Annotated in this window: 9 protein-coding genes; 4 read left to right on the top strand and 5 right to left on the bottom strand. The window is 68.5% G+C overall.

Features of this window, described 5'->3' with window-relative positions:
* Together AC1DZ6_RS09555 and phnX are read left to right on the top strand one after the other, a co-directional pair.
* Positions 1 to 493: FAD-dependent oxidoreductase (locus AC1DZ6_RS09555; RefSeq protein ID WP_477096956.1), on the top strand; the 493-nt coding region annotated here is incomplete at its 5' end.
* A complete protein-coding gene (gene phnX / locus AC1DZ6_RS09550; protein ID WP_477096955.1) occupies positions 490 to 1,302 on the top strand; it encodes a phosphonoacetaldehyde hydrolase in 813 nt (270 codons plus the stop codon). The genes AC1DZ6_RS09555 and phnX, both read left to right, overlap by 4 nt.
* A gap of 65 nt (positions 1,303 to 1,367) precedes the next feature.
* On the opposite strand, the gene AC1DZ6_RS09545 is transcribed toward phnX, so the two are convergent.
* Complete coding sequence (locus tag AC1DZ6_RS09545; RefSeq protein ID WP_477096954.1) at positions 1,368 to 1,943, bottom strand: HD domain-containing protein; 576 nt, start codon at positions 1,941 to 1,943, stop codon at positions 1,368 to 1,370.
* 49 nt (positions 1,944 to 1,992) lie between these two features.
* Complete coding sequence (locus AC1DZ6_RS09540; RefSeq protein WP_477096953.1) at positions 1,993 to 4,137, bottom strand: phosphocholine-specific phospholipase C; 2,145 nt, start codon at positions 4,135 to 4,137, stop codon at positions 1,993 to 1,995.
* Between the two features lie 184 nt (positions 4,138 to 4,321).
* Between AC1DZ6_RS09540 and AC1DZ6_RS09535 the strand changes: the two genes are divergently transcribed.
* Positions 4,322 to 5,038, top strand: coding sequence for a UTRA domain-containing protein (locus AC1DZ6_RS09535; protein ID WP_477096952.1), 717 nt, complete (start codon positions 4,322 to 4,324; stop codon positions 5,036 to 5,038).
* A gap of 92 nt (positions 5,039 to 5,130) precedes the next feature.
* Positions 5,131 to 6,453, top strand: a complete 1,323-nt coding sequence (locus AC1DZ6_RS09530; RefSeq protein ID WP_477096951.1) for a DUF5690 family protein — start codon at positions 5,131 to 5,133, stop codon at positions 6,451 to 6,453.
* A 64-nt stretch (positions 6,454 to 6,517) separates the two neighbouring features.
* On the opposite strand, the gene AC1DZ6_RS09525 is transcribed toward AC1DZ6_RS09530, so the two are convergent.
* The 3 genes from AC1DZ6_RS09525 to AC1DZ6_RS09515 form a co-directional block, all read right to left on the bottom strand.
* The gene (locus AC1DZ6_RS09525) at positions 6,518 to 8,632 is read right to left on the bottom strand and encodes a phosphocholine-specific phospholipase C (RefSeq protein ID WP_477096950.1); all 2,115 of its coding nucleotides are present in this window, start codon (positions 8,630 to 8,632) and stop codon (positions 6,518 to 6,520) included.
* Positions 8,633 to 8,830: 198 nt separating this feature from the next.
* Positions 8,831 to 10,417 (bottom strand): tannase/feruloyl esterase family alpha/beta hydrolase, encoded by a 1,587-nt coding sequence (locus AC1DZ6_RS09520; protein ID WP_477096949.1) that lies wholly within the window; start codon positions 10,415 to 10,417, stop codon positions 8,831 to 8,833.
* A partial coding sequence (locus AC1DZ6_RS09515) for an MFS transporter (protein ID WP_477096948.1) occupies positions 10,414 to 11,042 on the bottom strand: 629 nt, incomplete at its 5' end. The genes AC1DZ6_RS09515 and AC1DZ6_RS09520, both read right to left, overlap by 4 nt.

Here is an 11,042-nt window from a genome sequence, read left to right as displayed (position 1 = left end):
GCAGATGCTGCGTCTGGCCGATCCGGGCTGGCGCCTGCCCGCGCCGGTCATGTCCGACCTCGGTCTGGTCCGCTATCTCGGCTATGCCGCTCTGCCGCAGACGGCCGCCCTGCGTGCGCGGCTGGAAGCGGAGCAGGCCGCGCACCTGGAGCACGGCGTCCACCTGATCGTGACGCAGAGCGCCGACGGCTCGCTGGTGGCCGGCGACAGCCACCACTACGCCGCCACACCGGATCCCTTCGCCCGCGACGATGTCGACGCCCTGATCCTGGACGAGTTCGCCCAGGTGTTCGGCCAACCGCCGCCGCCGGTTCTGGAGCGCTGGACCGGCACCTACGCCTCGGCCGCCGGCCCCGTTCTGGTCGAAACGCCGACGCCTGGCGTGCGGCTGGTCGTGGTGACCAGCGGCGCCGGCGCCTCGACGGCCTTTGGGCTGGCCGAGGACGTGATCGCCGACCTTTATGATCTTCCCAAGCAAGGAGCCGCGGCATGAGCGCCAGCCCGATCCAGGCCGTAGTCTTCGACTGGGCCGGCACGATGATTGACTTCGGCTGTCGCGCGCCGGTCGTGGCGTTGCGCGAGGTGTTCGGCGAGGCGGGGGTCGACATCTCCGAGGCCGAGGCGCGGGCGGACATGGGGCGAGCCAAGCGCGATCATGTGAGGGCGCTGCTCGCCATGCCGCGCATCGCCGGCCTTTGGAAGGAACGCCATGGCGCGGCCTCGACCGAAGGCGACGTCGAGCGCCTGCACGACGCTGTCGAACCGAAGATGCGCGCGGCGGCCCGCGACTGCGCCAAGCTTATCCCCGGCGCGGCCGAACTCGCCGCCGATCTGCGGGGGAGGGGCGTCAAGATCGGCTCCACCACCGGCTATACACGCCCGATGATGGCCGACATTCTGCCGCTGGCCGCCGAGCAGGGTTACGCGCCTGACGTGGTGGTCTGCGCGGGAGAGACGGCGCAGGGGCGGCCCTCGCCGTTGATGATGTGGAAGGTCCTGGTCGATCTCGGCGCATGGCCGGCGCGGGCCTGCGTCAAGGTCGACGACGCGGCCGTCGGCATCGGCGAGGGGCTGGAGGTCGGCGCCTGGACCGTTGGTCTGTCGGCCTCGGGCAACGGCGTGGGTCTGGAGCAGCACGTGCTGGCGATCCTGCCCGCCGCCGAGCGCGCCGCGCGGATCGAGGCGTCGGCGAAAGCGCTGCGCGACGCCGGCGCTCACTACGTCGTCGAAAGCGTCGCCGGTCTTGGGCCCGTGCTGGCGGATATCGAGGCGCGGATCGCGCGCGGCGATAGTCCTGGCTAGAGCGCGTTTGGCTTACGTTGGAGCGACCGCGCTAAGCTCCGTTGCCCGGCGAGGCCGGATAAGATTCATCCGTTGCCTGGCTGCTCGATCAGATCGCACAGCAGGTCGTGATAGGTCTCGAAGCCGGCCACCTCGGCGTCGGGCGCCTTGCCGGCCTCGTCATAGCCGCGCAGCCGCAGAGCGGCTTGCGCCGCCGGCTCGGCCAGGAACGCCTCGATTTCGTCGGCGCTCATCGGGCCGCCCTGCAGGGCCAGGCTCTGGAGCGACGCCTTGCTGAGACGCTCCAGATAGGCGGGATCCACGGCCACCCGATACCGCTTGGCCGCCACGTGCAGTCGGATGGGCTCGGTCACTTCGGGGCCGAACGCCCGCGCCAGATAGCCGGCGCTGATGTGTTCATGGCGCGTATCGACGCCGCGGTCGGCGGCGTCCTCGCCGGCCTTTTGCATCATGTGGCCGACGTCATGCAGCAGGGCGGCGACGATCAGGGCCGGCGGCGCGCCATCGACCCTGGCGTGGTGGGCCGTCTGCAGCGCGTGCTCCAGTTGGCTGACGCCCTCCCCATAACGGAGGCCGCCAAGTTGGGCGAAGAGATCGGCAAGCTCGGCCACGAAAGCATCGGCCGCGGGACGAGAGGTCATCGAATATCCGTACAAGGCTTTGAGCTGAAAAAGGTATCGGGCAAGTCGGTCACAGGCGCATCCGTCCGATGCCGGGGTCGGTGCGGCTGGCGCGCCCCGTTTCGAGGTGGCCGGCCAGGCGCTGGATGAACGAGGGATCGTCCGCCAGAGTCAGGGTCAGGTCGTACCAATGATCGCTGCCGCGCAGGTCCCAGATCGAGCGGACGACGCCCTTGGGAGGCAGCACCAGGGTTTGGCCGGCTTCGCCCTCGGCCAGCGGATAGGCCTCGTTCATCCGCGCCGTGACCCTAGCCGAGCCGCCGCCGGCGCCGGCCAGGCGCACGATCAGGCGGGAACGGGCGTCCGCGGTGACCGACACGCCGGGCTGCGGCCGCGATGCATCGCCGGCGAACCGCCGATAGAAGCCGTTCGGGCCATGGACGGTGAGGTCGTAGGGCCCCGGCGCGCGGCCGGCATGGTTCCAGTGTCCGGCCGCGTAGGTCTCTCCGGCCGCCAGGGTGAAGCGCCAGGGACCGTCGCGGTCGGTGTTGTCGAACACCTGGAACACCGCGCCCGTCCGGCCCTTGTTGACGAGGTCGATCCAGAGGCCGCCGCCGCGAACAGTGGCGTCGGCCGACAGCGCGTAGGGCAGGGCGCGCGCGCCGCGCTGCGGACCTTCCTGGGCCGAGGCCGTCTGTATCTCGGGAATCTTCAGGGTTGGAGCGGCCTTGGACCGGGCCACCCGCGCCATGTAGTCCGCGGTCTGCGGCAGGGTCAGCGCCGTCCAGTCCTGGTTGGGCGTGGCGAAGTCGAAGGCCGAGGTCAGGTCGCCGCAAACCGTCCGGCGCCACTCGCTGATATTGTCCTCGCGCACTCCGAAGCGCTTCTCCAGGAACCGCAGCGTCGAGGTGTGGTCGAACACCTCCGAGCAGACGAAGCCGCCCCGGCTCCACGGCGAGACGACGAGCGCCGGCACGCGGATGCCCAGGCCCAGAGGGTGGGCGCCCTTGTTGGCCGCCTTGGCGTCGTCGCCATAGTCCTTGGTCTCGCCCGCGACCGACACCGAGCTCCAGCCCTGCTCGGGCGTCAGCGGCGGCATCGGCGGCTGCATGTGATCGTAGAAACCGCCGGCCTCGTCGTAATTGACGATGAACACGGTCTTGGCGAACACCTCGGGGTTGTCGACCAGGGCCTTGATCAGCTCGGCGCAGACGTGTTCGCCCTTCGAAGGCTCGGCCTGCGGGTGCTCCGACAGGTCGGCGGCGGTGACGATCCACGACACCTGCGGCAGGCGGTCGGCGGCGACGTCGGCGCGGAAGGCCTCGCCCAACTGCTCGCCGTCCGAACGCGTACGGTCGGCGCCGGTCTTGCCCTCCGACACCCAGGTCCGGCCGCGCTCATAGAGCGGTGAATCCTTCGCGCATGGACGGAAATTCTTGAACACCGACAAGATGTTGTCGCCGAAATTGTCGTACTCTTGATAGACTTTCCAACTGACTCCAGCGCCTTGCAGGCGCTCGGCATAGGTCATCCAATCGTGCGGCCCCTGGGCCATGACCTTGTCCTCGGCCATGTCCGCGCTGGGCGTGTCGTCCTCGCCGTAGTTGCTCATCTCCGGATCGCCGCCGACCTTGCCGCCGCCGTTGCAGCCCGTCCAAAGGTGCAGGCGGTTCGGATAGGTCTGGGTCAGGGTCGAGCAGTGATAGGCGTCGCAGATCGTGAAGGCGCTGGCCAGRGCGTGGTAGAACGGCAAGTCCGAGGCCTTGTAGTAGACCATTCGCTTGTGCAGTTCGCCCGAGTGGCCCCACTGGTCGTAGCGGCCGCCGTTGACGATGGTGATCGCCGCCTGGTGACCCTGGTCGGCGCCGTCGACCGTGTAGGCGTTGGTGGTTCTGGAGTCGCCGTAGAACGGCGCGACGAAGCCGTCGGGATGCTCCTTGCTCGGTTGGCGCCACACCGAAGCGCCGCCTGGCAGGCGCTGCGGTCGCGGATCGCCGAGGCCGCGCACACCATTCAGCGCGCCGAAATAGTGATCGAACGCGCGGTTTTCCTGCATGAAGATCACGACGTGCTCGACGTCCATGATCGTGCCGGTGCGGTGGCGCGCGGGGATGGCCATGGCCTTGCGAACGGTGGCCGGCAGCAGGCCCAGGGCCGCGCCGGCGGTCAGGCCGCCGGCGGCGGTGCGCAGAAACGCGCGACGATCGGTGGGCATGGTCCCATCTCCAATGGCAATTTTTGGTATAGACCAGATATTGGAGATTTTCGACGAAACTTTCGTGAAGCCTTGATCTGCTGAAAGTCGGCTCGTCAGTGGTCTGATCCAGTTCCTTGACCCCGGAGAAGCGCCCTCCCATCATCTCGGGGTGGCGGGATTCGACCGCTGGCCAGGTCGTCCGATGCAACAGCCCGATCTCCAGTATATCGGCGTGCGTGACGACATCGCCGCGCTCATCGCCGGCGGCGAGCTCAACCCGGGCGAGCGCCTGCCGTCCGAGCGCCAGATGCAGGTGGGCGGCGGCGTGGCGCGCGGCACCATCCGCGAGGCGCTGTTCCAGCTTGAGGCCGAGGGGGTCATCTACCGCAAGGATCGCAGCGGCTGGTACGTCTCGCCGCCGCCGGTGGTCTACGATCCGACCCGTTGGGAAGGCTTCATGTCCTACGTCGAGGCGCAGGGGCGTCGGCCGGAGACCGAGACGCTGAGCAAGGTCGAGATCCCCTGCGACGGCATGCTGGCCCAGATCTTTTCGCGTCCCGTCGGCGCGCCGATGTATTGGATCCGCCGCCGGCGCCTGATCGACGGCCGGGCGGTGCTGATCGAGAGCATCGTCGTCGATGCGTCCTTGGCGCCGGGCCTCGTGGAGCACGATCTCGACGGCTCGCTGACCAGCGTCCTGAAGTCGGTCTACGGCATCGGCGTCGCGCGCAACAAGGTCGACATGCAACCCTGCGCCCTGACCCGCGACGTGGCCGAGGCCCTGCGGGTCAAGTCAGGCTTGCCGGGCCTCAGCGTGATCCGAACCTGCTACGACGCCCAGGGCCGCGTGGTCGAGTTCGACCGCGAATACTGGCGCCACGACGCCTTGAAGGTCAGCGTCGACATCCGCGTGCGCTAGGTCCAGAAGCGGGTCTTTCCAGGCACGCGGCGCCGTCATCCAGCTGTCGTGGATTTGGTATAGACCAAAACGCTCCATCAAGGGGCGTTTTCATGACTTCAGGTCCTCGGCGCTGGCTGGAGCGAGCCAATCCGCTGGCGTTCACCCTGTTCGCGGGTCTGGCCGGCTTTTGCGCCTATTTCTCGATGTACGCCTTCCGAAAGCCGTTCGCGGCGGCCACGTTTGGCGTGGTCGACGGCTGGACCTTCGCCGTCGACTACAAGATCGCCCTGGTGCTGGCCCAGGTGGCCGRCTACGCCGCTTCCAAGCTGATCGGGGTCAAGGTCATCTCCGAGATCGCCCCGTCGCATCGCGGCGCGGCGATCCTGGGCCTGATCGGGATCTCCTGGCTGGCCCTGCTGGCCTTCGCGGTCGTTCCCGCGCCCTGGAACGTCGCGGCCCTGTTCCTGAACGGCCTGCCGCTGGGCATGATCTGGGGGCTGGTGTTCGGCTTCATGGAAGGGCGGCGCACGTCGGAGGTCCTGGGCGCCATTCTCTGCGCCAGCTTCATCCTGTCGTCCGGCGCCGTGAAGTCGGTCGGCAAATGGTTGATGGTCGACATCCATGTCTCGCCGTTCTGGATGCCCGCCGCCACCGGCGCGATCTTCCTGCCGCTGCTGGCCGTCTCGGTCTGGGCCCTGGTGCAGCTGCCGCCGCCCAACGCCGCCGATGAAGCCGCCCGCGTGCGTCGCCAGCCGATGGACCGCGCCCAGCGCCGCGCCTTCCTGGCCGCCTACGCGCCCGGCGTCGTGCTGCTGGTGATGGCCTATATCCTGCTGACCGCCTTCCGCGACTTCCGCGACAACTTCGCCGCCGAGCTCTGGACCGCCCTGGGCTTCGGCGAGGCCTCCGGCGTCTTCACCGCCAGCGAACTTCCCGTGGCGGTCATCGCCCTGGCGGTGATGGGCGCCGTGATGCTGGTTCGCGACAACCTGCGGGCGCTGCTGGTGATGCACGGCGTCATCCTGGCCGGCTTCCTGCTGCTGGGCCTCTCGACCCTGGCCTTCCAGGCCCACTTGCTGGCGCCCCTGACCTGGATGATCCTGACGGGCGCCGGCCTCTACATGGCCTACACGCCGTTCAACGCCATGCTGTTCGACAGGATGATCGCCTTCAGCGGGCGGATTGGCACGGCGGGTTTCCTGATCTACGTGGCCGACGCCTCGGGCTATCTCGGCAGCGTCGCCCTGCTGGTCTGGCGCAACTTCGTCATGGTTCGACTGGACTGGCTGGGGTTCTTCATCGCCAGCGCCTATGCTACCAGCGTCGTCGGCGCGGTCTGCACGATCCTGGCCGGCTTCTACTTCCTGCGCCGTCGTTCGACACGTGAAGCCCCCGCCACGACAGAGGCTGTCGCCGAGAACGCGCTGGCCTGAGGCTGGATCCTAACTTGCGAGGATCCAAGGTCCGCCGAATCCAGAACGACCCGAGCCGGCCTGTTCACCCGCGAAACGGCTGATCCATGATCGCCATTCCGCCCATGGCCGGATCGGTGATGGAATCGACGCCCATCTCCAGCCGTCCGGCCACACGACGCAGGTAACCGTCGGTTTCGATCGACATGTCGTACCAGCCCCCGGTGGCCTTCACGCGCATGTCCTTGCGGATCTCGCCCGCCGCCGGCAGGGTCGCTTTCCAGGGACGGAAGGCCGCCTTGTAGGCGTTGGGCGTGGCGACCAAAGTCCGGGCCGCACCGCCGGGATTGCTTAGAGTCAGGCGGACCTGGCCCGTGACAGGAGAGGCCAAGACTTGCAGGATCGGATCCTCGCCTGGGACGGCGCCGATGAAGTGGCGGTGGAAGCCGTTCGGGCCCAGCACCCACAGGTCGTAGGCGCCGGCGGGCCAGGCGTCGCTGGCCTGCTTGCCTGGCTCGACGGTGTAGCGACGCGGCGGCTGGTCCAGGCGCAGGCGGTCATAGACGTGCAGAACCGTCGCCTGCGACCCCTCATTGGCGAACGTCAGCGTCAGGCGACCATCCTGTGCGCCTTCGTCCACGCGCGGGGCGTAGGGCAGGGCGCGCGAGGGGCGAGGGCCCGTCGCCTGGATCGGGACCGCCGGCGCGGCCGGGGTCGGCGGCACGGTGGTGTCCTTCAGCGCCGCGGCGCGCTCGGCCAGGACCTGGGTGGCGGGCAAGGCCTTGGCGAAGGGCGTGTCGTTCGGAGTCCTGAAGTCGAAGGCGGTGATCAGGTCGCCGCACACCGCTCGTCGCCAGGGCGAGATGTTGGGCTCCGCCACCCCAAACCGCGCTTCCAGGAAGCGGATCACCGACGTGTGGTCGAAGACCTGCGAATTGACCCAGCCGCCTCGGCTCCAGGGCGACAGCACATACAGCGGAACCCGTGGACCCAGGCCGTAGGGACGACCCATCAGTTCGTCGCGCTCGGCCTTGGCCTCGGTGGGGTTGCGCACCAGGTGATATTCGCCGGCGGTGTCGACCGTCGAGGCGCCCAGAACCGTTCCGTCCGCAGCCTTCGAGGGCGGAGCCGGCGGCGGGACGTGGTCGAAGAAGCCGTCGTTCTCGTCGAACATCACCAGCAGCACGGTCCGCGCCCAGACCTTGGGATCAGCGGTCAGGGCGTCGATGACCCGGGCGGTGTAGTCCGCGCCCTGGGCAGGGCTGGAGGGACCGGGGTGCTCGGAATCGGCGGCCGGGGCGACGATGTAYGACACCTGCGGCAGGGCTCCGGCCAGAACGTCTTCGCGCAACCCGTCCAGCTTGCGGGTCGACAGTCCAAGAGCCGTCAGGCGCGGGTCAGACCCCGGCAGGGCCGCGTGGCTGYCCCGAAAGGCCTTGAACCCGGCCGTCGGGTTGTCGGTGAAGTTGTCGGCCATGTCCTGGTAGATGCGCCAGGTCACGCCGGCCGCCAGCAGCCGCTCGGCATAGGTCGTCCAGCGATAGGGATCGGCCGCCCCGCCGTCGGCCACGAGGCTGTCGTGGCTGTTGGAGATCGAGGGGCCGCCGAACCGGCCCGAGGCGTCGTTGGTTCCGGTCCACAGGAACAGCCGGTTGGTGTTGGTGCCGGTCTGGGTTGAGCAATGATAGGCGTCGCAGACGGTGAAGGCGTTGGCCATCGCGTACTGGAACGGGATGTCCTCGCGGCGGTAGTAACCCATGGTGCGTTCGGTCTTGGCCGCCGGCCAGCGGTCCATGCGGCCTTCGTTCCACGCCGCTTGGGCGTCGGACCAGCTGTGGGGCGTGCCCTCGACCCGCATGTGAGCGAAGGTCGCGATGGTGTCCAATGGGAACGGCGAGACCAGCGGCGGCCCGCCCTTCGCCGTGTCGTTGACCTGCGTCCAAACCGTCTTGTGGCGCGAACCCGCAGCGTCGGGCAGGGGAATCGGGAAGCGATCGCCAAAGCCCCGAACCCCGTTCATCACGCCGAAATAGTGATCGAAGGCCCGGTTCTCCTGCATCAGGATCACCACGTGCTCCACGTCCTTCAACGTGCCGGCGCGCACGTCCGCGTCGATCGTCAGAGCCTTGGCGACGGCGGGTGGCAAAGCCAATGCGGCGGTCGCCGAAAGCAGGAAGGCGCGACGATCTACCGAGGGCATGGAAATTTCCGAAAGGATCAGGTGATCCCGTAGTCTAGCTGTGCCTGATGTCTCCGAGGTGACAGACCGAGGCGGTCCAAGGCGATTTCACCGTGAAGACGCCGTTGGCCGATCCACATCCGATTTCAGTGGGAATATTTTCCTAACAAGGAGGCGGGTCAGCACGGTCTTCGGTGGTGGTCGAACCCTTCGTAACGACTATGACGCGGCCTTCTTGCAACTGAAGCTCGCGGCTTCGTTGGTCGAGCCCTTGCCGTCCCATTGGGCGACCTTGGGATAGGCGCAGAGCGGGCGGGTCGTGACATTCTTGGCCGGCATGCCCAGCAGGCCCGCATAGTCGTTGTCGGTCTTGGCGGCGACCACCACGTCCGGCGCCTTGCCGCCCTCCACCCAGCTGTCCAGCGTGGCCAGCATGTCGAAGCTGTTGGGACCAGGGCCGCCGAAGCAGTGYGACATGCCCGGCGCCATGAACAGGCGCGAGAAGCCGTCGGCCGACTTGACGCCCATCTTGTCGCGGACGGCGTCGTAGTACTGGATCGTCGAATAGGGCGTGATCGCCGCGTCGGCCCAGCCATGGAACAGGATCAGCTTGCCGCCGCGAGCCTTGAAGGCCGACAGGTCGGGATTGTCCGACGCGAGGGTCGGGGCCAGCCGCTGGGCCGCCTTCAGGTCGCGCTCCAGGTTCATCTGAGCCAGCTGCCAGCCGGTGTTCGAATAGACGAAGTTGGCGAAGAACGAGCGGGCGAAGGACGGGTGCTGGGCCTTGTCGCCGCTGATCCACAACGGCCAGGCGTTGGGCACGGCCTCGCCGCCGGCTGGATAGCCGGGGAAGATCGCTTTACCGCCCGCCGTGCGCGGTCCCTGATACAGCTTGCGCAGGCCCTCGACCTGCGGCGCGGTCAGGCAGTCGCCCGTCTGGCCGGGCTTGCATTGCACAACGACGGGGTCGAAGCGGCAGCGGCGCGGGTCTTCGATGACCCCGTCGGCGACGCCGTCCAGCTTGTCGCACTGGGCCAGGGCCGCCTTCTGGACGACGGCCAGATTGGCTTCCGACAGGCGGCTTTCGGGCTTCTCGTGCACGGCCTTCCACGACCAGGCGAAGCTGCCCATCAGCCGGGTCCAGGGCGCGGCCGGCGCGCCGGCGACGACGCCGTCGAAGTCGTCTGGGTAACGCTGGGCCTCCATCAGCGCCTCGCGGCCGCCGTCGGAACAGCCGGAGAAATAGGCGCGCTTGGGACCCTTGCCGTAGTGGGCGGCGATCAGGGCCTTGGCGAAGACGGCCGTCTCATGGTTGGCGCGGTGGCCCCAGTCGATGATCTTCTCGGGCTGGTTCAGCGCCCAGTTGGCCTCGCCGCCGGCCCCGTCCTCGGTGTGGCCCATGTCGGTCCCTGCCGTCGCGTAGCCGGCCTGGACCGCCGGCCGCATCGCCAGCCGCGGGCCGCCGATCGAGCCGCCGTAGCCGCCGTTGCCGGTGGCCATGAACTTGCCGTTCCAGCGGGTTTCGGGCGGCAGCCAGACCTCGACCTTGATCGACGAGGACAGGGTGGGGGACAGGGTGGCGTTGACGCGGCAATAGGCGGCCGAGGTGGGCAGGGGCGGGATGCCGAAGACCTCGATCTCCTGCAGTCCGCCCACCGGCAGGGCCTTGACGGCGGTGATGGTCGCGCCGGGGATCTTCAACTTGGCCAGGTCGTCGCAAGGCGTGGCGGCCTGGGCCTGGCCGGCCAGGGCGACAGCGCCGAGGGCGGCCAGGGATGCGATCGAAGCGAGGGCGGCGGAGCTCATTGGATCACCGTTTCTTGCAGGGAAATCTTGGTGGGGGCGACGGGCGCGTCAGCCGAGCGGGCGGCGATCTCGGCCACCATCTTTTCATGCGACGCGCGGGTGATCGGGTAGAAGGCGATCAGCGTCGCCGAGGTCAGGCCGCCGACCAACGGRATCCAGAACATCATGGCCTTGATGCCGGCCAAGGTCTCGGGGCTCTGGGGCGCGTTGGGCGCGTAGCCGATATGGGTCAGGGCGATGCCCAGGAAGCCCGCGCCCAGGCCTAGGGCGGCCTTCTGGCCCAGGACCAGCAGGCCGAACACCAGCGACTCGGTGCGGATGCCCGTGCGCCATTCGCCGTACTCGACCGTGTCGGGCAGCATGCCCCAGAAGCAGACGATGTAGGACGCCAGGCCCATGGCCTGCAGAACCACCGCGCCTAGCAGAAGGGTCACGCCGTGGCCGTCGGCGAAGTGCCAGAGGACCAGGCCCGCCAGTCCAGGAACCGCGCCGATCAGCCAGGCGGCGCGCTTGCCCACCAGCCGCACGATCACCGCGAAGGCGGGTACGCAGATCGCCGCCGTCAGGGCGCCCACGGCCAGGGCCGCGCTGCCCAGCTTGGCGTCGCCGACCACGTACTTGAAAT

This window comes from Caulobacter sp. P1_B12_2, assembly GCF_056406675.1.
The sequence above is the reverse complement of the archived record's forward strand: the minus strand, read 5'-3'. Positions and strand labels throughout refer to the sequence as shown.